Here is a 23,681-nt window from a genome sequence, read left to right as displayed (position 1 = left end):
GGAAAGTCCATGGAAAACTCTGAAAAGCTAACGAACAGTAAAGAAGTGATTGCATACATTGCTGAGCGTTTCCCTAAATGTTTTACTGTTGAAGGTGAAGCAAAGCCTCTAAAAATTGGTATCTTCCAAGAGCTCGCTGAGCGTTTGAATGAAGATCCCAAAGTAAGTAAAACTCAGTTGCGTACAGCTCTGCGTCAATATACTTCTTCCTGGCGTTACCTTCATGGTGTTAAAGCCGGTGCAAGTCGTGTCGACCTTGATGGTAACGAGTGTGGCGTGTTGGAAGAAGAGCACGTAGAACACGCTAAGAAGGCACTTGAAGAGAGCAAGGCTAAAGTACGAGCTCGTCGTAAAGAGCAGGCAGAGGCGAAAGCTGCTGCAAGCAAAGATGGTGAAGCGAAAGCGAAAAAAATTCGTGCAAAATCATCTAAACCAAAGAGCACTAAGCAAAAAACGACTAAGCTAAATAAAAAGCCTGCTGAAACGACCCGTGCACTGACAGCTGATGAAGTGAAAGTTGGCAAGAACGTTAGTGTTAACATGGGTAACGGAAACATGCCGGCGACTATCGTTGAAATCAATAAAGACGATGTGCGTGTTCGTTTAAACAATGGTTTGACCATGGTAGTTAAAGCGGAGCACCTTCGTTCGTAAAGGAGAATGCTCGACGTATGAAATGTCGATTCCGTTTCTCACTGATCGCTGCTGGCATGATGCTAGCAGCTTCAGCTCAGGCCCTAGAGGCCAAGTATTCGTTAAGTGATTTGCCGCAGCTTGCTCCTGAAAAGCAGCACGCTACAGCAAGTAAAAGGATAGCTTCGCGGTTTACCCGATCGCACTACAAGCAATTCACTCTTGATGACCAATTCTCTGCCAGTGTGTTCGATCGCTATATCGAAATGCTGGACTTCAACAAAAGCTTCCTTACAGCTTCCGATATCAGGCAATTTAAAAAATGGGAATACCAGTTAGATGATCAGCTCAAACGAGGTGAGTCTACGGCTGCGTATGACATGTTTAACAAGTTGTTAGAGCGTCGTTATGATCGCTACCAGTATGCATTGATGCTACTGGATAGAGAAATGACTTTCGATATCGATGAAGACTTTGTTCTGGATCGTTCTGAGCTTGAATGGGCAAAAGATCGTAATGAATTGAACGAGTTGTGGCGTAAGCGAGTTAAATACGATGCGCTTAACCTGAAGCTTGCGGGTAAAGAGTGGAAGGAAATCAAAGAAACACTGGATAAGCGTTACAATAATGCGTTGAAGCGCCTGACCCAGACTCACAACGAGGATGTATTCCAGATCTATATGAATGCATTTGCTCGTGAGGTTGATCCACATACCAGCTATTTGTCACCGCGTAACGCCGAACAGTTCCAGGCAGAGATGAACTTGTCTCTTGAAGGGATTGGGGCAGTGTTGCAGGTGGTTGACGATTATACCGTTATCCGCTCGCTGGTAGCTGGTGGCCCGGCCTCGGCTTCCAAGAAGCTGGCGGCTGGTGATCGAATCATTGGTGTTGCCCAAGACGGCAAAGAGATGGTTGATGTGATCGGCTGGCGTTTGGACGATGTTGTTCAGCTCATTAAAGGCCCTAAGGGGAGTAAGGTTAAGCTGGAAATCTTGCCTGAGGGTAAGAATTCAAAAAGTTACGATGTCACTATTGTGCGCGACAAGATCCGTCTTGAAGACCGTGCCGTGAAGTCTTCGGTTAAATTCTCGCAGGGCAGAAAAGTTGGTGTGATTGAGATCCCTAGCTTCTATGTCGGCTTGTCTGAAGATACCAAAAAAGAGATCGGTAAGCTGAATGACCAGCAGGTTGACGGCATTGTTATTGACTTGCGCAACAACGGTGGTGGTGCACTGACTGAGGCGACTGCATTAACCGGGCTGTTCATTAACAGTGGCCCTGTAGTGCAGGTGCGTGATAGTTACGGTCGGGTAAAAGTTAACGGTGATTCGGATGATCGTGTTTACTTTGACAGCCCGTTGACGGTACTGGTTAACCGCTACAGTGCATCTGCTTCCGAGATTTTTGCAGCTGCTATGCAAGATTACGGTCGTGCAGTCGTACTTGGTGAGCAATCATTCGGTAAAGGTACGGTTCAACAGCATCGTTCGTTGAATCATATCTACGATTTGTTTGATAAGCCTCTTGGCCATGTGCAATATACGATTCAGAAATTCTATCGTATCAATGGCGGAAGCACGCAAAACTTAGGTGTTGTTCCTGATGTGCCGTTCCCGACTGCGATTGATCCGGCTGAAACCGGTGAGAGTGTCGAGGATAACGCGTTACCGTGGGATAGCATCAAGCCAGCAAGCTATCAGAAGATCTATAACTTCTCTGCTATGCTACCGTCACTGAAATCGAAGCATGAAGCGCGAATCAGTAAAGATATGGAATTCGGTTTTATACAGGAAGACATCAACCAGTATAAAAAAGATAAAGATATTAATACTATCTCGCTGAATGAGAAAAAACGTATAGCCGAGCAAGAGAGAGATGAGGCAGAACGTTTGGCACGCCTTAATAAGCGTCAAAAAGCGTTAGGCAAGAAAACATTTGCTTCTTTGGATGACATTCCAAAGGACTATGAAGCGCCTGATGCCTACCTGGATGAAGCCGTTGCAATCACGGCTGACTTGGTAAGAGTCTCTAGCTAATTAATACCTCGTAATAAAACGGCATCAATCTTTTGGTGCCGTTTTTGTTTATTTTGACACCTCTCTGAAATATCAAGCCTTACTTTATACCTACTGTTTTTTCTTATTAAGGGCAGAATCAGCAGCTATTGATTGTGTCTCATTGTTGAGACTAACGGTCAAATTATGTGAGATTAATCATATTTCTAAGCGCAAAATAGTATTGCAGGCTAGGGTTTAAGAAGAACTTTATTTCGTTGTTGGGGTAGCACTATGCTTAAATCATTTCTATTTGCAATTGTCTTATCCTTTAGTTCTCACTTGTATGCCGATGATTTAACAGAGTTTGATTACCCACTGCTGCTAGGTGACTGGTATTGGTTCAGTAATACTGATGATGGTGTTGATAGTGAAGGAACGAGCTATCGTGCAATGAATATAAAGTTCAAATCGTCCTATCGATTTGTAATACGATTACTGCAGGTTGACGGTACCGTTGAAGAATGGGACGGTAAATACGATATTGATGAAACAACGTTAACTTTTTTAGCAAAAGGTCAACCAGAACAACAGCATAGCTATATGTTGAGTTACAACCAGTTCCTGCTTGACGGTGCAAGATTTACCAAGCTCGCACCTGAAAACCTTCCTGGTAACTGGCGCTCATCGCGTATTTCAGGCAATGATGTCGGAGATGGTGTTTCTGAGTTATCTATTTCTTTGCGTCCAGACTTTTTATTCTCAGCCGAGGTATCTGGATCTAATGGGAAGAAAAAAGAGCATCAGGGAATATATTTTATTGAAGATGACCGCATTGTATTAATTTACGAAGATGGCCAGCATGATAGCCAGTTTTTACTTGGCTCAGATACCCTGACATTGACGAATAAGCAATTTGGAATGGAAGCGATTATGCGAAGAGAGTAGGGAGCATATTGTTTGAGCGCTATTTCAGATTGAAAAAAACAGGCCTGCAAATTTGCAGGCCTGTTTTTTTTAATGCTCATACTTATTGTATTAGCTGTTTGCGATTTTAAATGCCTGTCGAAGCTGAGTCAGATAACCCTCATCGCGGCAGATACTCTTGCCTGGTTCGTCAGATATTTTAGCGACAGGGCGCCCTTCACACTCAGTTAGTTTAATAACGATGTTCAGGGTTTTCACGTCAGGAAGATCGCAGGTAAGCTGGGTACCGATACCAAAGCTAATATTGACTCTATGGGCGAAGTGTTTATAGATATTGAGCGCCTTATCAAGAGTCAGGCTGTCAGAGAAGACAAGCGTCTTCGTTTTCGGGTCAATGCCAAGCGATTCGTAATGTTTGATTGCTTTTTCACCCCAGGCAATAGGGTCGGCGCTGTCATGGCGCAGTCCGGTGAAACGCTTGGACAGGCGCAAGTCAAAATCACGCAGGAAGGCATCCATATTGATGCAGTCAGTTAAGGCAATACCTAACGAGTCAGGGTATTCCTGAAGCCAGCGGTTGAGAGCCAGTTGCTGTGAGTCCGCCAGTTCACCAGATAGTTGCTGGTGTGCCTGGAACCATTCATGTGCTTGGGTGCCTACTGGTGTCAGGTTGCGAGTACGAGCCAGGTGATAGTTCGACGTACCCTTGAACTCAGGCATGTTGTCTTTTAGGAAATCAACCACGGCGTGGTGGACATCTTTGGAGAAACGTCGTCGGCTACCAAAATCAACCAGGTTAAATTGGCTTAGATCAGTACTTTCTGCTTTGCTGTAGAAGTCTGAAAGCTTTTCTTTTAGTTGCTTGATAGCGTCATCGGCTGAAGAGTTTGGATAGCACTTTGATGAGCGTACTTCACTGATAATCGCGAGCAGAGGAACTTCCCACAGGATGACGTCAATCCATTTGCCTGTGATTTTGATGGTCAGTTGCTCACCTGAGGCATCAATCTCTACCTGGTTGCTATCTAGCTTGAAGCTCTTTAAATAGTCTAAGTAGTCTGCTTTGAAGAAAGGTAGTGTCGCTAGGTAATCAAGCTCTTCCCCTGTAAAGGAAAGATCAGCAAGGCGGTTAACCTGTTCCTGGATATCATTACAGTAAGGACGGAGGTCTTCATGGCTTCGGCAGTGGAATTCTGCAGCCGCTTCAATATTCGGGTATTGATGAAAAATCGCTTGCTGCATATGAAGTTTATATGCATCTGTATCAAGCAGGGAGTCGATAACCCCAATGTGTCCTGTATCAGTCATAGCTAATGTAGTTGTCTATCACAATCCGAGAATTTTACATTATTTTGAGCCTAATTTGTCTGAAACCATTCAAAATAGACTAAAAAAATAGGGGCGTACCTTACGCCGAAACCTTGAAAACAACAAGTCCACTCACCATATTATTTTTGTAAAGAGTAATCCACCATCAATCACCCTGATAAATATGTGGGTGATACTGAGAAATTGTCAGATTGTGCTATTAAAGATTACTTATAAAAGTATAGTCAAAACGAATAACCATTTTCGAGTAGGGTAGATGACAACAGCAGTGTCAACCAGACGGTTATTGATAAAGAGCGAAGTACCACGCTTCATCAAATTGTCTAGTTCTTCACCAGCTGTTCTGGCTTTGCAATGAGTTTCTCATTGAACACGGGGAAAGCCCCTTGTTTGAGAGACTTAAAGGCAGAATAATGACAGGTGTCAGCCGCTTATCAACGGCATAAATGCCCCATGCGGATAATTAAGGAAACCAATATGGCCGAACAACCAACGACAACACAGCCGACTGCAAAATATCGTGCTGATTATCAAGCTCCTGCATATACCATTACCGATATTGCCCTCGAGTTTGATCTCCATGATACGGAAACACATATTGTTGCAACTAGCCAGATAAAGCGTCTTGCAGACAAGCAGGTACCGTTAGTTTTAGATGGTGATGGCCTAAAACTCGTTCGTGTCGAGGTAAATGGTGAAGCTTGGACAGATTACGCTGAAACAGAAACCGGGTTGACTATCAACGGTGTTCCAGCTGAGTTTGAGCTAACTATTGAAACGGAAGTAAACCCAGAAGCCAACACGCTGCTGGAAGGATTGTATAAGTCCGGTGGTGGCTTCTGCACCCAGTGTGAAGCGGAAGGTTTCCGCCGCATTACTTATTATCTGGATCGTCCTGATGTGCTGGCGCGCTTTACCACTAAGGTTATTGCGGATAAGGCGGCGTTTCCTTATCTGCTTAGCAATGGTAACCGTATTGATTCGGGCGATCTTGAAAATGGTCGTCACTGGGTACAGTGGCAAGACCCGTTCCCGAAACCAAGTTACCTGTTTGCACTAGTGGCCGGTGATTTTGATGTGCTTCGCGATACCTACACCACGATGAGTGGTCGCAATGTCGAGCTGGAGATCTTTGTCGATAAAGGCAACCTGGATCGCGCTGACTATGCGATGACGTCACTTATCAACTCGATGAAGTGGGACGAAGAGCGCTTCGGTCTTGAGTATGACCTTGATATCTACATGATTGTTGCCGTTGATTTCTTCAACATGGGGGCAATGGAAAACAAAGGCTTGAATGTCTTTAACTCTAAGTACGTTCTCGCCAATGCTGCAACCGCGACAGATACTGATTACCAGGGTATTGAAGCTGTTATCGGCCATGAGTATTTCCATAACTGGACCGGTAACCGCGTGACCTGTCGTGACTGGTTCCAGCTAAGTTTGAAAGAAGGATTAACGGTATTCCGCGATCAGGAGTTTTCTTCTGATCTGGGCTCGCGCCCGGTTAACCGTATCAACAACGTTCGTGTTGTTCGTGGGCCGCAGTTTGCTGAAGATCGTGGCCCGATGTCTCATCCAATTCGTCCTGAAAAAGTTATTGAGATGAATAACTTCTATACGCTGACAGTGTATGAGAAGGGCAGTGAAGTTATTCGCATGATGCACACCTTGCTGGGCGAGCAAAACTTCCAGGCCGGGATGAAGTTGTACTTTGAACGCCATGATGGCACGGCAGCGACTTGCGATGACTTTGTTCAGTCGATGGAAGATGCATCTGGTATTGATTTATCTCGCTTCCGCCGCTGGTATAGCCAGGCCGGTACGCCGGTTGTCAATGTGGCAACAGACTACGATGCTGAAAGCAAGTGTTACCGTGTCACAGTCAAGCAGCACACCCCGCCGACGGCTGGTCAGCAAGAGAAGCTTCCTCTGCATATTCCATTCGATATCGAGCTGTATGACAGCCGCGGTGAGGTTGTTGAGTTACAGTGTAACGGTGAAAAGGTTCACCATGTGCTTGATGTTACAGAGGCTGAGCAAGTCTTTGAGTTTGATAGTGTCGAAGAAAAACCAGTTATCTCGATGCTGCGTGAGTTCTCGGCACCCGTAGTACTGGAATACGGTTACTCTGACGATGAGCTGGCATTCTTGATGGTTCATGCCCGCAATGAATTTGCTCGCTGGGATGCCGGTCAGATTTTGCTGGCAAAATATATCCGTGAGAATGTTAAGCGTGTTCAGCAGGGTGAAGCATTTGAATTACCAGCTTCTGTGGTAGATGCCTTCCGTGGTGTACTGTTAGACGAGAAACTGGATCCGGCATTTATTGCCGAAATGCTGACGCTACCAAGCGAGAACGAGATTGCCGGTTGGTACAAAACGGTTGATGTCGATGCAATCCACGCGGTAGTGAGCCAGCTTGAAGCGGTACTGGCAAGCGAAATGGAAGATGAGCTATCGGCTATCTACCAAACTCTTGCTCAGGCAGAGTACAGCATTTCCCATGAAGCGATGGCGAAGCGTGCATTGCGAAATACCTGTTTGTCTTACCTGGCTAATACTGAAAACGGCGACAAGCTTGCTGCCAAGCAGTATCAGCAATCAGATAATATGACAGATACCATGGCTGCGATGTCGGCGGCAAATAATGCAGGTCTCGCTTGCCGTGAAGCGCAAATGGCGGACTTTAGTGAGAAGTGGACACACGATGGTTTGGTTATGGACAAATGGTTCATTTTGCAGGGTAAGAACCCGGCAGAGAACGCATTAGAAAATGTTCGTAATACCATGACTCATGCCGCATTTGATCTGAAGAACCCAAACCGTACCCGTAGCCTGGTTGCTAGCTTCTGTGCGAACAACCCTGTACGTTTCCACGCGAAAGACGGTTCCGGTTATCAGTACCTGGCAGAGATCCTGATGGCACTGAACACTAGCAACCCGCAAGTAGCTTCACGCCTGATTGAACCGTTCCTGAAGTATCGTCAGTATGATGAGCAGCGACAGGCACTAATGCGCGCGGAACTCGAGAAACTGTCTCAGTTGGAGAACCTGGCGAAAGACCTGTTTGAGAAAGTTCATAAAGCGTTAGAGCAGTAAGTTATACGTAGTGAGCTTCGAGTGACCAGTTATAGTCACTCGAAGCTCTACATTTGTCCTTTCCTAGTACCTTAGCCACCAGAACCAAGCTCCTTATTTTTATGAAGTCATATACTTTTTCCGTCTACATCTCTTATCAGTCATACCTGAACCACTATTCCGGTGCTGCCAGTACCGTTGTGGTCGTTACCGACAATGGCTTGAAATTACAACTTCCAGCGTCGCGGTTTCGACCATTTCTAAGTCAGCTAGGAGTAAAAGGTCGCTTCCGTATCACAGTGAATAATCAAAATCGTTTAGATACCCTGGAGCTGATAGGTTAGCAACAGTCTTTGTGCGCAACTTTTAGTTAACATTTGACGAGAGAAGGTATAGATAAAGCCATCGTTAACACCGCGTATTCTTCAAGGGTATGCAAATAAAATTAGCTCTTGATATAAGAAAAAATAATCGTAGAAATAATTGGTTATACCAATTTACAAGAACAATAACCGCGTCAGCTGCTCTTTTCACCAATGTCAGATGTTCCATCCAGCCAAAATCTTAACCTTAGTCACATATTCGATTTTTTCTTTCCTAAACAGTGTTATTAACGTAACCAATTCGCAACAAAACGCCCTACAATAGCACTCACGGAAAGAATACCGATCCCATGCGCCTTAAGTCCCCAAATGGCACATGGGATTGATATAAAACCCTATACTAGATCGATAATAGATATAACAAATGGAGCATTTGCTATGACCGCACCTGACCCTATAGTGCCGGTACTGCTTGAGAAAGTGTATGGCTTAATCCAGGATAAGATTGAGATCCCTCAGCAGGCATTAGTAGAAGTTTTTGCTCAAAGATTACTAGGTCAACTGGCAGATGATGATCTGCTTCAACGGAATGAATCTGACTTATATGGTGCTGTACTGAGTTTGTGGCACCATCTTGCGCAAAATAAACCAGATCAAATTTCAGTACGAGTATACAATCCGTCGCTCAGTCGCTACGGCTGGCAGTCAACGCATACCGTAGTCGAAATCGTAACACCTGACCGTCCTTTCCTTGTGGACTCCGTCCGCATGACCTTAACCCGCCTTGGTATCACAAGCCACCTTATGCTAAATGGCCCGTATTTCTTTAAACGGAATGAAAGCGGTGCTATCAGTGAAGCGTGTGGTAAAGATGGTGATCTTCAGACTCTTTTCCATATTGAAGTAGATCGTCTCAACGAAAAAGCAGAGATGAAAGCACTAAAAGAAGAACTAGAACAAGTGCTACAGGATGTGGATTTGGTCGTTAATGATTGGCAAGGTATGCAGAGCAAAATGCAGGGCATTGTCAAAGAGTTGAAAACGGCAGAGCTACCAGTTGATAACGCGCACCGTGAAGAAGCGATTGCGTTTCTTGACTGGGTGAACAGACATAATTTTACTTTTATGGGTTATCACCAGTATGACTTGGTGCCTATTGAAGGCGACTATGAGCTGAGACCATGTGACGAGGGCGGGCTTGGTCTGCTAAGTAAATCGAAAAAGGGAAGGTCACTGAAACTTTCCGAGCTACCTGAGTCGGCACGGTTTGAGGCCCGTAAACCTGAGTTGCTTATTTTGACCAAGAGCAACGGCAAATCAAAAATCCATCGCCCGGCATATACAGACTACATTGGAATCAGGCGCTTCGATAAAGAAGGCAATGTGATTGGCGAACACCGCTTCACCGGCCTTTACGCTTCGACAGCGTACCATCAGACAGCAATGAACATTCCGCTGATCAGCAATAAAATGTCACGCATTCTTGAGGCAAGCGGTTATCCGGCAGGCTCTCACTCATGGAAAGCATTGAATAATTTGCTGGAGACTTATCCAAGAGATGAGCTGATCCAGGCTAATGAAAAAGAAATGCTGGATGTAGGTTGCGGTGTCGTACAGATGCAGGATCGCGATTTGTTGCGCTTGTTTGTTCGCCGTGATCCGTTTGGTCGTTTCTTCTCCTGTATGGTGTATGTCACCAAGGAGCGCTACAACACCGAGTTGCGAAGAAAGACTCAGGAGATCCTCAGGGACTCATTTGGATCTGATCAAAACGTTGAATTCACCACTTTCTTCTCGGAAAGTCCACTAGCGAGAACTCATTATATAGTGCGTGTCGACAATAATAACTTTGATGTAGACGTTAAAGCCATCGAACATAACCTGGTTGAAGCCGCTTCTGCATGGGAAGATCGTCTGAGTACTTCTTTGGTCGCTAACTTCGGTGAAAGTGAAGGGACAGTACTGGCGAAAAACTATGCCCGCGCATTCCCTCGTTCTTATAAAGAGCAGATGTTGCCGGGGTCGGCGGTGGCAGATATTGAGCAGCTGGAGAGCCTTAGCGAAGACAACAAGCTGGGTATGCTTTTCTACCGTCCACAGGAAGAGGCGGTTGATTCTCACTTTGTGAAACTGAAACTCTTCCACCGTGAGAAGCCGATTCACCTTTCCGATGTGATGCCAATGCTCGAGAACTTGGGCCTACGTGTGATTGGTGAATCTCCGTACCAGGTGGTGACGGCGAACGGGACGGTTTACTGGATCCTCGATTTCGCCATGTTGCACAATGCCTGTACTGGTATTGATTTGAGTGAAGCACGTGATCGTTTCCAGGAAGCCTTTGCTGCCATTTGGCATAACGAAATTGAGAGTGATGGTTTTAACCGTCTGGTTCTTTGTGCAGGCCTGACAGGTCGTGAAATTACAATTCTACGTAGTTTTGCCCGCTATATGCGTCAGGTGGGTTTCCCGTTCAGTCAGCACTATATTGAAGAGACGCTGTCTAGCCATAGTGATTTGGCGCGAGATCTGGTTTCCTTGTTTGCCTTACGTTTCAACCCGGCGAAGAAGCATTCAGAAAAAGCCGAGCAGGATCTGATTAAGAAGTTGAACAAGAAACTGGATCATGTCGAAAGTCTCGATGACGACAGGATCATTCGTCGTTACATGGACATGATCATGGCGACGCAGCGAACGAACTACTACCAGAAGGACGAGAAGGGGAATCCTAAACCTTGGCTTTCTCTTAAATTGCGTCCTTCGGAAATCCCTGAAATTCCGGCACCGGTACCGTTCTTCGAGATCTTTGTCTACGCGCCTGATATTGAAGGTGTTCACCTGCGGGGCGGCAAAGTGGCTCGTGGTGGTCTTCGTTGGTCAGACCGTCAGGAAGATTTCCGAACTGAAATCCTTGGTTTGGTCAAAGCACAGCAAGTTAAGAACACAGTGATCGTGCCGGTAGGGGCAAAAGGTGGTTTTGTTTGCAAACGCCAGCCGCAGATGTCTACCCGGGAGGAAATCTGGGCCGAAGGTCAGCGTTGTTACAAACGCTTCATCCGTGCATTGCTGGATGTGACCGATAATATTGTCGATGGTGAGCTACTACCACCAGCCAATGTTGTTCGTCATGATGAAGATGACCCGTATTTGGTTGTAGCAGCTGATAAGGGGACAGCGACATTCTCTGATTTGGCCAACTCGGTGTCCGATGACTATAACTTCTGGTTGGGTGATGCCTTTGCTTCTGGTGGTTCGAATGGTTACGACCACAAGAAAATGGGGATTACAGCCCGTGGTGGTTGGGAGTCTGTGAAACGTCATTTCCGTGAACTGGGAATCAACTGCCAGACCACTGATTTCACCTGTGCCGGTGTCGGTGATATGGCTGGTGATGTGTTTGGTAATGGTATGCTTCTTTCCAAACATATCCGTTTGGTAGCGGCATTTAACCATATGCATATCTTCCTGGATCCTAATCCGGACTCAGCTTCAAGCTGGGAAGAGCGAAATCGCCTGTTCAACTTACCTCGATCAAGTTGGGAAGATTATGATCAAAGCCTGATCTCTGAAGGGGGCGGGATCTTCTCGCGTCGCAGTAAGTCGATCAAACTGACACCGCAGATCCAGAAACTACTGGGTACACGTAAGCAAAGCATGCCGCCTAACGAGCTGATTCGTATGATCCTGCAGATGGAAGTTGATCTGCTGTGGAACGGCGGTATTGGTACCTATGTCAAAGCGCAGAGCGAAACACATACTGATGTAGGTGACCGTGCTAACGATGTGCTTCGTATTAACGGCAGTGAGCTTCGTGCCAAAGTAGTCGGCGAGGGAGGTAACTTGGGTATGACCCAGCTCGGGCGTGTTGAGTTCGCGTCCCGTGGTGGTTTGGTCAACACCGACTTTATTGATAATGTGGGCGGCGTTGACTGCTCGGATAATGAAGTCAACATCAAGATCCTTCTGAACAGCCTGGTTGCTGGTGGCGATCTGACTTACAAGCAACGTAATGAGCTGCTGGAACGCATGGAAGACGAAGTCGGCGACATTGTTTTGGACAATGCCTACTGCCAGAGTGAGTCAATTTCGGTTACCCAACAGCAGCAGGTGCAGTTGCTGAAAGAGCAGATCCGCTTCATTCATTACCTGGAGAAAGAAGGCAAGCTGGATCGTGCGCTGGAGTACCTACCTGATGACGATACACTGGCCGAACGTGAGAAGGCAGGTTCAGGTCTGACTCGTCCTGAATTGGCTGTACTGGTTGCCTATGGCAAAATGGTACTGAAAGAGGACATGGTGACTGATGAAATTGCCAATGATCCTTACCATGCACGTTTGCTGCCAGCTTACTTCCCGCAAGAATTGCAGGAAAAGTATCGCTCTCAGATGGAAAACCACCCGCTGAAACAGCAGTTGATTGCGACATCCCTGGCGAACCAAATGTCCAATGAGATGGGGTGCAACTTTGTTACCCGCTTGCAAGAAGAAACGGGCTCAACAGTAGTCGAGATTTCGTCTGCTTATGCGGTAGGTCGTGAGATCTTCAACTTTAAGCAGTTCTTTACCCAGATCCGAGAGCTAGATAACGTTCTCCCGGCAGAAGTACAGTATGAAATGCTTTACCGATGCCGTCGGATGTTGCGTCGTGTGACTCGCTGGATTTTGCGTAACCGTGATCGCAAGCTAGGTATCGAACAGCAGATCACCTTCTATCAGCCAATTGTTCAGAAGCTGCGGGATAATCTTGAAAGTTACCTTGTAACGGAAGAGGTGCAAGAGCACAATGAACAGGCTAACAGCATGATCAAAGAGGGTGTACCGGATGATCTTGCACATAACATCGCACGTCTGAGTAGCCTGTATTCAGCAATGGATATTGCGCAGATTGCCAAAGAGCTGGATAAAGATATCGACTTTATCTCTCGTGTGTACTTTGTTGTTGGTGCGGATCTTTCATTGCATTGGTTCCTCAAGCAGGTTCATAACCAGCCGGTTGAAAACCACTGGCAAGCGTTGGCCCGCGCTTCGTTCAGAGAAGATCTCGATTGGCAGCAACGCCAGCTAACGTCTGCGGTGATTACCACATCTACCGAAGTAGAGCAGGCAGAAGAGTTGATTGAGAACTGGATGGATCAGCATAAAGCTGCCATTCACCGTTGGGATACTGTTCTTGCCGAGTTTAAGGTTGGTACTACTCATGAGTTCGCCAAGTTCTCGGTAGCATTGAGAGAACTGATGCTGCTGAATTTAAACTGTCGTCCATCATCATAAGCTGATCACCATGTTGTGATTATCATGCAACATGATTTAAAGGCCGTTCTGCTGCTAGCAGAGCGGCCTTTTTGTCAGTAGCAACGAAATCGTTTGCCTTTTTGAGGGGAGTTTAAAATTTATTTTGCCCTCTAATCCCTTGTAAACCAAAGAAGTGACTGTTTTTATAGTGAAATGCTGAAAATATCATTTGAATAAGGGTAGTAAACTGTGAATAATGTACTCCCGTTTATACGGGGCTTTTTTAAGGAGGTACAATGATTTACCGCCTCGCTCGATCTGTAATTTTCAAGCTTGACGCTGAAAAAGCACATGATCTAGCTATTCAGAACTTTTCTCGCTTTACTGGCACTCCTCTCGATCTCTTCTATCGTCAACATGTTCCTGATCGTCCCGTCGAAGTTATGGGCATCAAATTCAAAAATCCAGTTGGTTTGGCCGCAGGCCTAGATAAAAACGGCGAATGTATCGATGCATTCGGCGCGATGGGTTTCGGCTTTGTTGAAGTAGGTACCGTCACGCCACGTCCGCAGCCTGGTAATGACAAGCCACGTCTTTTCCGCGTCATCCCTGCTGAAGGTATTATCAACCGATTTGGTTTTAACAATCTTGGTGTTGATAACCTGGTTGAGAATGTGAAGAAAGCTAAGTTTGATGGTGTAATTGGCATCAACATCGGCAAGAATAAAGATACGCCAGTAGAGAAGGGCGCAGAGGATTACCTGATCTGTATGGAGAAGGTATACCCGTATGCTGGCTATATTGCGGTAAACATTTCTTCTCCGAATACACCAGGGCTACGCTCGCTACAATATGGTGAAGCGTTAGATGATTTGCTGTCTCAGTTGAAACAGAAACAAAAAGAACTGGCAGAGAAGCATGGCAAGTATGTACCGCTAGCGCTGAAGATCGCGCCGGATCTAGAAGATCAGGAAATTGTCCAAATCGCAGAGTCTTTGATCAAAAATGAGATCGACGGCGTTATCGGCACTAATACAACTTTGGATCGCTCTTTAGTTAAAAACATGCCGCATTGTGATGAAGCTGGTGGTTTGAGTGGCCGTCCTCTGCAGAGCCGCAGCACAGAAGTTATTCGCCGCCTGGCTGAAGAACTTGATGGTGCACTGCCTATCATAGGGGTAGGAGGGATCGATTCTGCTATTTCCGCTCGTGAAAAGATGATGGCAGGTGCGCAACTGGTACAGGTCTATTCTGGCTTTATTTACCACGGTCCGAAATTGGTGAAAGACATAGTTACCAATATCTAGGCAAAACGATCATTGCAGTAAAAAGTGCCTGTCGGGGGATCCTTGGCAGGCACTTTTTTATCGCTGCTTTATATTTCAGTTTTATTAATCGTCATTTTTGTCAAACTTTCAGCCCAACCACCGCAAGATCAACCACTTATTTCCCCTTTTATTTTGTTATAGGCACAGTAAAATTCTTCTAAAGTTTTTTCTATATCGTTGGATAAGCACTATAAAGAACTGATTTTGGAGCACTTAAATGCTGAAGCCTACTGATTCATGGACGTGGTATTACGACCATAAAGATGATTCCCTGATGTTGGATTTAGGGGAAGAAATGGTCTTCCGTGTATCCATTCCGACCAAGCACCTGGTAACGTCCGCTTTCGAGCGCACAATTTTCACCGTGGACGATGCAACTATCTATCAGGGATTTTTAGAAAACATTGCACAGTTAGAGCTTTCTGCGCCACGTAAAGTTGAGTTAGCACTGAATGCCGTTGCGGCGAGCCGTTTTCACAAGCCAATGATGCCAAAAAGCTGGTTCTTCGAAACGCAGCAGGGTGGCTGCGAGCCTGAAAATGGTGATGTTGTTACTTTGCAGACAGAGTTTGGTGCGGCTAAGTACCTTGTTATCGAAAATAGCGGCTGTGCGAGCCTGTGTATGCTGGCAGACGTTGAGCCACTTGCCCTTACATCAACCAAAGAAATGGCCTTCTGCGATACCATTAAGGTCATGAACGACCGTATGCAGGCCTTTGTTAACGAAATGCCGGTCAATTTTGCGCTAGTAGGGTAGCGGCTGGGTAAGACTTTCGCGTTATAGCGGATTTAAGCTTATCCGGGCTACCTTGCTTCATTCCCGTTCTTATTTCCATCCTCCTGTGACTCTGAACACCGCCTTAGCGGACCGTAGTGGTTTGCCAGCTCGTTATCTTTTTCATCCTAACCCTTACATCAGAATTCATTTCACCGCTACTCAGGCCAATCACACATAGGTCAATGACGACTCTCTGAAAGTTCTGCAGCTCAATGCTTTCTTGCGCTATTTGATGGCGAAACTGAAATTTGGCGGCATGTAACCTCTAACTAAGCGTAGCTAAACAGGTTTATTCCTCTTCAGCTGGCTATTAATAGTTAAGTCAAAATGGCTATTTCTTGTGCGAAATAAGTGATTTCAGTCAAAAAAAATCAATTAATTAGCAATTATTTTTTGCCTCTTTTTGCCATAAAAAGACAAAAAAACACTAGTATTTTAGTGCTAGATTAAAAATCTTCCGGCAAGATCTTCCTCCTTTTCCTCGTTTCTGAAAGTGACCAACACTGTGATTATTTCCACAAAGGAAATAATTTCCAAATAGGAAAGAGTGACTATCGGGGAGTTACTTTAGGCTTGCTAACGCTATGAAGTTTAACTCCAACACCACATTGTTGACTTGTTTATTATCTCTTTTATGGTTGTTTAGGTGTTTAAAAACAATTAGTTAAGTCGTTTGTGTCTGTGAGTAAACAATTACTTACAGGGGTTTTGATAATGATGCGACCCTGGGAAACAATGACCTGGTTAATCTTTGTTTCTGTGTGTGAACAAATGGATTAAGTTAATACTTACTGTCTGGCTAATCCAATGGTTGCCACTTGTGATGAAATTGTTAGGACGTGATGTTCAGTTTTTCTTGTAATGGTTAGCGGGTGTCGTTTCTCGGGTAACTTTTTAAGTCTGTGTTTGGGTGTTTTCTGCTCGTCTATTGCCTGGTAGGACGTTGCTAAACAAAAGGCACGTTAATGGATGGCACGTTTTGATGCTTTTTTGGCTAAATAACCGAAATGAAATCCTTTTGGGCGAGGTATTTATGACGTTTTCGGTTATAATTCTGACCAACATAAGTGCGAAAAGAACTCCATGAATCAATATTTAGCTATCACTTCACGAGGACTTGAGAATCTCCTTGCAGAAGAATTAACACAACTTGGTGCAGAACAGATCCAAGTTGTCCATGCCGGCGTACGTTTCCGTGCAGAGCAGTCCACAGCCTACCGCTGTTGCTTGTGGACACGTATTTCATCTCGAATTATTCAGGTACTGAGCGAATTTAATGTCCGTGATGACATGGATTTGTACCTGGGTGCTGCGGCGATCAACTGGACGAACTATTTCAATAGTGACACGCGTATCATTGTTGATTTCAACGGGACTAACCGCGAAATCCGCAACAGCCAGTACGGCGCAATGAAAGTCAAAGATGCGATTGTTGACCGCTTTACCAAAGCCGATCTTCGTCGCCCGAGTATTGACCGTGAACGTCCTGAACTACGAATCCATATGCGCCTTTCTGGTGAGAAAGGGGTTCTGGGCCTGGATATGGCTGGTAGTGGTTTACATCAGCGTGGTTATCGAACGGATGCGGGTAAGGCGCCGTTACGTGAAACTCACGCTGCAGCCTTGGTGATGAAGAGTGGCTGGACGAAAGATAAGCCACTGTTAGATCCGATGTGTGGCTCAGGTACGCTGTTGATTGAAGCTGCGCTGATGGCTGCTGATATCGCACCGGGTATCAAGCGTAAGCGCTGGGGCTTTGAATCTATCAAAGACTTCGACAAAGAAGCTTGGCTTGAGATCCACGCTGAAGCCAAGGTGAAAGCACGCCGTGGTCCGGCGAAAGTTGAAACCAAATTTTTCGGTCGTGAGATGGATCGTCGTGTATTGAGCATTGCTCGCGATAATGCTGGCCGTGCCGGTGTGAAAGATCTCATTGATCTTGAGTACGGTGATGCAACTCAGCTAGTCTGCCCGGAAGGTTTTGAAAATGGTGTGATCATCTGTAACCCTCCATATGGTGAGCGTCTGGGTACCACGCCAGAACTGATTTCATTATACAGCGAGCTGGGTAATCGTCTTAAATTGGCCTTCTCGGGCTCGACAGCGGCAATCTACTCAGCTTCTAATGAACTACTTAGTTGCCTGCGAATGCGTGCCGACAAGCAGTTCAAGTTGCGTAACGGCGCACTGGATTGTGTATTAAAGAGTTATTTGATCACTGGCGGCGCGGTTAAGCAGGTCGAAGGTGAGAAAGAAGGCACGCTTGAAGAAGCTCAGGTTGCCCCTGACTTTGCTAACCGACTGAAGAAGAACATCACCAAGCTGAAGAAGTGGGCAAAGAAAGAAGGTATCGAGTGCTATCGTATCTACGATGCTGATTTGCCAAACTACAATGCAGCGATTGATCAGTATGGTGACTATCTGGTTATTCAGGAATATGCTGCGCCGAAGTCAGTGCCGGAAGAAACCGCACGTCGTCGTATCATGGACATTCTCCGCGCCACTATTCAGGTAACAGGTGTTGATAACAGCAAAGTGATCCTGAAAGTGCGTGAGCGCCAGAAAGGCAAAAGCCAGTACCAGAAGCTATCAAGTGCAGAGCGCCACATGACAGTGAATGAGTATGGTGTTCAATTGAAGGTCAATCTTTACGATTATCTTGATACTGGTCTGTTCCTTGATCACCGTGTTACCCGCCGTAAGTTGGGTGAGATGGCCAAGGGTAAAGACTTCCTGAACTTGTTCGCCTATACAGGTTCTGCATCGGTTCATGCGGCTTGCGGCGGGGCTAAATCAACGACAACCGTTGACATGTCAAACACTTATTTGCGTTGGGCCCAGGAGAACATGGAGCTCAATGGTCAGGTTGGCCGTCAGCACCAGTTTGTGCAGGCAGATTGTCTGCAATGGCTGCAGGAAGTGGACGAGAGTTTTGATTTGATCTTTATTGATCCTCCAACATTCTCGAACTCTAAGCGTATGAACCAGAGTTTCGATGTTCAGCGTGACCACATTATGCTGATGGAAAACCTGAAGCGTATGTTGCGTCCCGAAGGGCAAATTGTTTTCTCGAACAATAAACGTCACTTTAAGATGGATTTCGACAAGCTGGAAGAACTTGGTCTTCAGGCTAAGAACATTTCTGATAAAACGCTTCCTATGGATTTTGCGCGTAATAAGCAGATCCATAACTGCTGGATAATTACACACAAGGAAGACTAAGTGCTAATTACGCTATATAGCACGGAAGGATGTCATCTCTGTGAGCAGGCTTATAGCCTGCTCATTGACGCGGGTGTACAGGAGCACGTTCAGGTGGTGGATATCGCCTTTGATGACGTGCTCTTTTCACGTTACGGCGTCACCATCCCAGTGCTATCAATTCAACATCCCGATTCAATCTCCGAACTTGGCTGGCCATTCGATGCAGCCGAGCTTGCAGTATGGTTAAACAATAATGGCATTAATTAAAATTAGTAACGCGCAACTAGCGTATGGCGATCACGCACTCCTTGATGGTGCTGAGTTCATTCTTCAGCCAAACGAACGTGTTTGTCTGGTTGGCCGCAACGGTGCGGGTAAATCGACCCTGATGAAAGTCATCGACGGTGAGGTGTTGCTTGATGACGGTAGCATTCAACGTCAGTCAGAACTTACAGTGTCACGTCTTGAACAGGATCCTCCACGTAATGCAGAGGGAACGGTATTTGACTATGTGGCTGAAGGGCTTGCCGAAATAGGTCAGGTGCTTCGTGAATATCACCATTTGCTGGATCTCATCTCAAGCGACCCGTCTGAATCGAACATCAATAAGCTGGCGCGTGCTCAAGGTAAAATTGACCATGCCGATGCCTGGCAGTTCGACAACAAAATTGCCTCGGTTCTAGAGCACCTCCAGTTAGAGCCTGGAACGTTGCTAAAAGACCTCTCTGGTGGCTGGCAGCGTAAAGCCGCATTGGCGCGTGCTTTGGTGTGTGACCCTGATATTCTGCTTCTCGATGAGCCGACTAACCACCTGGATGTCTCAACCATTGAGTGGCTGGAAGGCTTCCTGAAAGAGTTCCGTGGTTCGATCGTCTTTATTTCCCACGACCGTGCATTTATTCGTTCGATGTCAACGCGCATTATCGATCTTGACCGCGGTAAGCTTGCTTCTTTCCCTGGTGATTACGACAAGTATCTCGATGCCAAAGAAGAGATGCTGCGTGTCGAGGCGGAACAAAATGCCGAGTTCGACAAAAAGCTTGCCCAGGAAGAAGTTTGGATCCGCCAGGGCATCAAAGCGCGACGTACCCGTAATGAAGGTCGTGTCCGTGCGTTGAAGCAACTACGCCGTGAACGTAGTGAGCGCCGAGAAGTCGTTGGTAAAGCGGACATGCAGCTTCAGGAAGCCAACCGCTCCGGTAAAATCGTCTTCGAAGCTGAGCACATTTCCTATAGCTATGGCGATAAGCCAATTATCAAAGACTTTAGCTTTAATGTGATGCGTGGTGACCGTATTGCGCTGATTGGTCCTAATGGCTGTGGTAAGAGTACCTTGCTAAAAGTCATGCTAGGGCAGCTTGAGGCGTCACAGGGTCACTTCCATTGCGGGACTAAAATTGAAGCGGCGTATTTTGACCAGTATCGTGAAGTGCTTGATCCTGAAAAAACGGTCATGGATAACCTGGCAGATGGTAAGCAGGAAGTCACGGTAAATGGCCGTACTCGCCATGCGTTGGGCTATCTTCAGGACTTCTTGTTCCACCCGCGTCGCGCCCGTACACCGGTTAAAGCCTTGTCTGGTGGAGAGAAAAACCGCCTGTTATTGGCAAAATTGTTCCTTAAGCCAAATAATTTATTGGTACTCGATGAACCAACAAACGATTTAGATATCGAAACGTTGGAACTTTTGGAAGAAATACTTGCCAATTATCAGGGGACATTACTTTTAGTTAGTCACGATCGTCAATTTGTTGATAACACAGCAACAACGAGCTGGCTTTTCGAAGGTAACGGTGTCATTGATGAATACGTCGGTGGTTACCATGATGCCCAAGAACAACGTGCAAACTCGCTGACACAAATCGCGAAGGCGCAGGCAGAACAGATTGAAGCTGCCAAGAAGAAAGAAGAGAACAAACAGCGTCAGGAAACACGTTCACGCTCAGGTAAGAAGCTGTCATACAAGCTTCAGAAAGAGCTTGAAGACCTGCCGAAAAAAATCGAAGAACTGGAAAATGAAATTGCGCAGCTGCAGGAGTCAATCAATGATCCTGCGTTCTTCCAGGATGTGAATAATGATACTCAGGCAACTCTGGGCCGCTTAGCGGAAGCTGAAGAAGAGTTTGAGCAAGCATTTGAACGCTGGGAAGAGCTAGAGGCAATGCAGAAGGAATCCTAATGCAACATAAGACGTTAAAGTTATCGACACTGGCAGTACTTATAGCCAGTGTTACTCAGGCAAATGCAGCTGTTTATCAGGTTGTAGAAGTAGACGGTGCCAGCAGTGGTGTCGGTTCGCTTCAGTATTACAGCAAGAACACGTCTGATGTTCAGAGCCGTGTCGAGTTCTATGCTCAGGGTGTCGCGAGCTCAGGCTCGGAAAACTGCTTTACCCAAAGTTGTGACGCTTCTACTTATGCCATCTTCGGCGAAAGCCGTTTGGGTAGCGACGGGATTAATTATCGAGATGAAGTGCCGTTCATCAGTGATAACCGTCAGGAATCGAATGATTACTTTAGCCTGCGTTCATACTGTATTAACAACCTTGGTTTTAATACATGTGATGACTGGGCAAATACAGCTTATTACGGTCTTAATTTCAATGAAGAAAATGTTCAGGACGGAAGCGGTTTTGGCGGTCTTCATCGTGAACATGTTGCCTGGAACGAGAATTTCTACTCCAATGCTTTCCCGTTGACAGAAGCAACTGCTGGCGCGTTATCACGAGTCACTACTTTTGCTGAAGATGCATCCAGTTATGATCCGGCAACAGTTGCAGCACTGGGTACTAAAGTTTCCACTCATGAAACAACCAATGGTGTTGTTAACCGTATTGGTCAGTTCTCTGGTAACGATTTTCAGCTAGGTATCACTAGCTCGGCGTATTTTGAAAGCAATAACCGTTATGCTCGCCAGTTTAATAAGCGTGGTTTTGTTAATGCCGGTGCGACACCGACTAAATCGGTCTTGAATCCGGTATTGACCTCCGAAGCGTTGGTTACTCAGATGGGGCAGACTCTGGCCTGGGATGCAGTGGAATACAACGGTCAGTTGCTGGTTGTAGGTAGTGCGTCATTCAGTACCAGTAAGCTATCAGACGATAATAAGCTTCCGTCAGATTCCGATGCTAAAGATCGCTTGTCACTCAATGATGGTCTATTTGAGAATTGTGCGACTACTGCCAGTGATGTGAACAACCTGTTTACGACAAAAGAATGCCAGTTCTCGGTATTTGCCAATGATGCAGCTTTCTGGACAGTTGACAATACAGGTGCAGCCTCTGCAAATGCAAAACCACTGGCTGAGCGAGTTGATAGCCAGAACAGAACTTACCCGGCGCTTGATCCTGACAATGATCAAATTCGTTCTTTCCAGGCATCGGCTCGCGCTGTGGCCTTGGTTGGTGGACAGCCAGTTGCGGCAGGCTTCTCGACAGACTCTATTGCCAATAACTCGGTAAATACGACCGAAGGTGACTATTACGCCGTACGAGCTGCTATCTATAAGCCAAAATCAGGTTTTAGTGTAGATTCTGGCCAATGGGAGAGAACGATTATTCCGGGCCTTGATATTGAAGAAGGCAATGATCGTAAACTTCGGTTCTCTATGGCGACAGACATTAACAGCAACAATAAGGTGATTGGTTTCAGTAAAAATGTTAGCTCTGAAAATCGCTCTTATGCTGAAACGATGTTTGTTTATGATAATACTGCTGGAACGCTGAAGAAACTTGACACCTCGATTGACTCAACTATTTTCTTCCAAGGTGCTAACGGGTTCCCGTCTTCGATCAATAATAAAGATCAGGTTGTTGGCTGGGTGGATTCAGAGAGTGTCAATCAGGTTAATGGTCGCCAGCGTCGCCAGCGTGCATTTACCTATATGGCTGGGGCCGATATTGAAGGTTCGCCGCTTCAGTCCAACAAGGCGTGGATGCTGGACGATTTGACCAATGGTGGAAGCGTAAGTACCGAGAATAACGCTTTCCGTATTGCACATGCGACGGATGTTAATGATGCTGGCATTATCTCAGCAACAGCATTCAAGTGTGAGGGCGGTTATCAAAGTCTGACTAAAGAATCGCAGTGCTCAACAGACGAGAAGGTAGTTGCCGTTAAACTAGTTCCTATTGTCGGTGGTACCATTGAACAGCGTCCTGAGGAGCAGTCGACTATCAAGCGTGAAGGTGCTTCCCTAGGGTTGTTTGCTTTGACACTGCTTGGTTTGATTGGTTTCAGACGCAGAAAGTAATTTTTTGTTAAAATTGCTTATTTTTTACTCAGGCTCACAATTTGTGAGCCTGAATTGTATCTGGGGTTGATCAATAGTTCTGTTTGGCTAATTCTTATAAGTGGAGTCACAAAAACTCCATCATTATGAAACTGTAATGAAAGAAACTCTGATAAGGATGAGGATCGCACTATGAAGAGACAAAAGCGGGATCGTTTGGAACGCGCACAGGCTCAAGGCTATAAAGCTGGTATCAATGGTCGTTCCAGTGAAGAATGTCCGTATCAATCTCCGGATGCCCGTACTAATTGGCTTGGTGGCTGGCGAGAAGCAAGAGAAGAACGGCAGACCGGCCTCTATAAATAACACTCCCTTCATATCACCCTTATTAAGCCCCTCAGGAGAAGGGGCTTTTGCTTTATAAGTCTCTGACAAATCACATTTCGTTTTTCATTATTCTTTTTTCTCTCACTTTTCATCTACTCCCTTAATCAAAAGCACCTTCACTTGAATCACCAAGAGCAAAGCTCTTGTGTTTGAATCACATGCTTTATTGAGAACTTTGAACAAGTGCAAGGATTGATATGTGACTCAGGTATACGCTCTCAATTCGAAAAATGCT

14 protein-coding genes are annotated in these 23,681 nt (G+C 45.8%); 13 read left to right on the top strand and 1 reads right to left on the bottom strand.

Annotated features, from left to right (window positions below):
* The first annotated feature begins 9 nt into the window (after positions 1-9).
* The 3 genes from proQ (at position 10) to EIZ48_RS23615 (ending at position 3,578) form a co-directional block, all read left to right on the top strand.
* On the top strand, positions 10-654 hold the full coding sequence (gene proQ / locus EIZ48_RS23625) for an RNA chaperone ProQ (RefSeq protein ID WP_160657198.1): 645 nt from the start codon (positions 10-12) through the stop codon (positions 652-654).
* A 17-nt stretch (positions 655-671) separates the two neighbouring features.
* Positions 672-2,672 carry a carboxy terminal-processing peptidase gene (gene prc / locus EIZ48_RS23620; RefSeq protein ID WP_160657195.1) on the top strand — a complete coding sequence of 667 codons (2,001 nt, stop codon included), beginning with the start codon at positions 672-674 and terminating at the stop codon, positions 2,670-2,672.
* A gap of 252 nt (positions 2,673-2,924) precedes the next feature.
* The gene (locus EIZ48_RS23615; protein ID WP_160657192.1) at positions 2,925-3,578 is read left to right on the top strand and encodes a lipocalin family protein; all 654 of its coding nucleotides are present in this window, start codon (positions 2,925-2,927) and stop codon (positions 3,576-3,578) included.
* A gap of 90 nt (positions 3,579-3,668) precedes the next feature.
* Here the strand turns inward: EIZ48_RS23615 and pncB are convergent, their stop codons facing one another.
* Positions 3,669-4,865, bottom strand: a complete 1,197-nt coding sequence (pncB, locus tag EIZ48_RS23610) for a nicotinate phosphoribosyltransferase (RefSeq protein WP_160657189.1) — start codon at positions 4,863-4,865, stop codon at positions 3,669-3,671.
* 498 nt (positions 4,866-5,363) lie between these two features.
* On the opposite strand from pncB, the gene pepN reads away from it, so the two are divergent.
* From pepN to rmf, 10 genes are all read left to right on the top strand, one after another.
* On the top strand, positions 5,364-7,988 hold the full coding sequence (gene pepN, locus EIZ48_RS23605) for an aminopeptidase N (protein WP_160657186.1): 2,625 nt from the start codon (positions 5,364-5,366) through the stop codon (positions 7,986-7,988).
* Positions 7,989-8,089: 101 nt separating this feature from the next.
* Positions 8,090-8,311, top strand: coding sequence for a DUF2835 domain-containing protein (locus EIZ48_RS23600; RefSeq protein ID WP_160657183.1), 222 nt, complete (start codon positions 8,090-8,092; stop codon positions 8,309-8,311).
* Positions 8,312-8,728: 417 nt separating this feature from the next.
* Positions 8,729-13,558 carry an NAD-glutamate dehydrogenase gene (locus tag EIZ48_RS23595; protein WP_160657181.1) on the top strand — a complete coding sequence of 1,610 codons (4,830 nt, stop codon included), beginning with the start codon at positions 8,729-8,731 and terminating at the stop codon, positions 13,556-13,558.
* A gap of 257 nt (positions 13,559-13,815) precedes the next feature.
* Positions 13,816-14,826: a quinone-dependent dihydroorotate dehydrogenase gene (pyrD, locus tag EIZ48_RS23590; RefSeq protein ID WP_160657178.1), complete on the top strand. Its 1,011-nt coding sequence runs from the start codon at positions 13,816-13,818 to the stop codon at positions 14,824-14,826.
* Between the two features lie 238 nt (positions 14,827-15,064).
* The gene (locus tag EIZ48_RS23585) at positions 15,065-15,604 is read left to right on the top strand and encodes a cell division protein ZapC (RefSeq protein WP_160657175.1); all 540 of its coding nucleotides are present in this window, start codon (positions 15,065-15,067) and stop codon (positions 15,602-15,604) included.
* Positions 15,605-16,708: 1,104 nt separating this feature from the next.
* Positions 16,709-18,847: a bifunctional 23S rRNA (guanine(2069)-N(7))-methyltransferase RlmK/23S rRNA (guanine(2445)-N(2))-methyltransferase RlmL gene (gene rlmKL, locus EIZ48_RS23580; RefSeq protein WP_160657172.1), complete on the top strand. Its 2,139-nt coding sequence runs from the start codon at positions 16,709-16,711 to the stop codon at positions 18,845-18,847.
* Positions 18,848-19,096, top strand: coding sequence for a glutaredoxin family protein (locus EIZ48_RS23575; protein WP_075767990.1), 249 nt, complete (start codon positions 18,848-18,850; stop codon positions 19,094-19,096).
* Positions 19,083-21,008, top strand: coding sequence for an ATP-binding cassette ATPase Uup (gene uup, locus EIZ48_RS23570; RefSeq protein ID WP_160657169.1), 1,926 nt, complete (start codon positions 19,083-19,085; stop codon positions 21,006-21,008). The genes EIZ48_RS23575 and uup overlap by 14 nt, the downstream gene beginning before the upstream one ends.
* The gene (locus EIZ48_RS23565) at positions 21,008-23,080 is read left to right on the top strand and encodes a DUF3466 family protein (protein WP_160657166.1); all 2,073 of its coding nucleotides are present in this window, start codon (positions 21,008-21,010) and stop codon (positions 23,078-23,080) included. Before uup ends, EIZ48_RS23565 begins: the two co-directional genes overlap by 1 nt.
* A 171-nt stretch (positions 23,081-23,251) precedes the next feature.
* Complete coding sequence (gene rmf, locus EIZ48_RS23560; RefSeq protein ID WP_075767993.1) at positions 23,252-23,425, top strand: ribosome modulation factor; 174 nt, start codon at positions 23,252-23,254, stop codon at positions 23,423-23,425.
* The last annotated feature ends 256 nt before the right edge of the window (positions 23,426-23,681 follow it).

Origin of the sequence: Photobacterium alginatilyticum, assembly GCF_009910675.1 — a bacterium.
In the GTDB taxonomy this organism is placed as follows: domain Bacteria; phylum Pseudomonadota; class Gammaproteobacteria; order Enterobacterales; family Vibrionaceae; genus Photobacterium; species Photobacterium alginatilyticum.
The sequence above is the reverse complement of the archived record's forward strand: the minus strand, read 5'-3'. Positions and strand labels throughout refer to the sequence as shown.

Excerpts from the sequence above, each read along its gene's own strand:
- proQ (WP_160657198.1), top strand. The coding sequence starts at position 10 with ATGGAAAACTCTGAAAAGCTAACGAACAGTAAAGAAGTGATTGCATAC.
- prc (WP_160657195.1), top strand. The coding sequence starts at position 672 with ATGAAATGTCGATTCCGTTTCTCACTGATCGCTGCTGGCATGATGCTA.
- EIZ48_RS23615 (WP_160657192.1), top strand. The coding sequence starts at position 2,925 with ATGCTTAAATCATTTCTATTTGCAATTGTCTTATCCTTTAGTTCTCAC.
- pncB (WP_160657189.1), bottom strand. The coding sequence starts at position 4,865 with ATGACTGATACAGGACACATTGGGGTTATCGACTCCCTGCTTGATACA.
- pepN (WP_160657186.1), top strand. The coding sequence starts at position 5,364 with ATGGCCGAACAACCAACGACAACACAGCCGACTGCAAAATATCGTGCT.
- EIZ48_RS23600 (WP_160657183.1), top strand. The coding sequence starts at position 8,090 with ATGAAGTCATATACTTTTTCCGTCTACATCTCTTATCAGTCATACCTG.
- EIZ48_RS23595 (WP_160657181.1), top strand. The coding sequence starts at position 8,729 with ATGACCGCACCTGACCCTATAGTGCCGGTACTGCTTGAGAAAGTGTAT.
- pyrD (WP_160657178.1), top strand. The coding sequence starts at position 13,816 with ATGATTTACCGCCTCGCTCGATCTGTAATTTTCAAGCTTGACGCTGAA.
- EIZ48_RS23585 (WP_160657175.1), top strand. The coding sequence starts at position 15,065 with ATGCTGAAGCCTACTGATTCATGGACGTGGTATTACGACCATAAAGAT.
- rlmKL (WP_160657172.1), top strand. The coding sequence starts at position 16,709 with ATGAATCAATATTTAGCTATCACTTCACGAGGACTTGAGAATCTCCTT.
- uup (WP_160657169.1), top strand. The coding sequence starts at position 19,083 with ATGGCATTAATTAAAATTAGTAACGCGCAACTAGCGTATGGCGATCAC.
- EIZ48_RS23565 (WP_160657166.1), top strand. The coding sequence starts at position 21,008 with ATGCAACATAAGACGTTAAAGTTATCGACACTGGCAGTACTTATAGCC.
- rmf (WP_075767993.1), top strand. The coding sequence starts at position 23,252 with ATGAAGAGACAAAAGCGGGATCGTTTGGAACGCGCACAGGCTCAAGGC.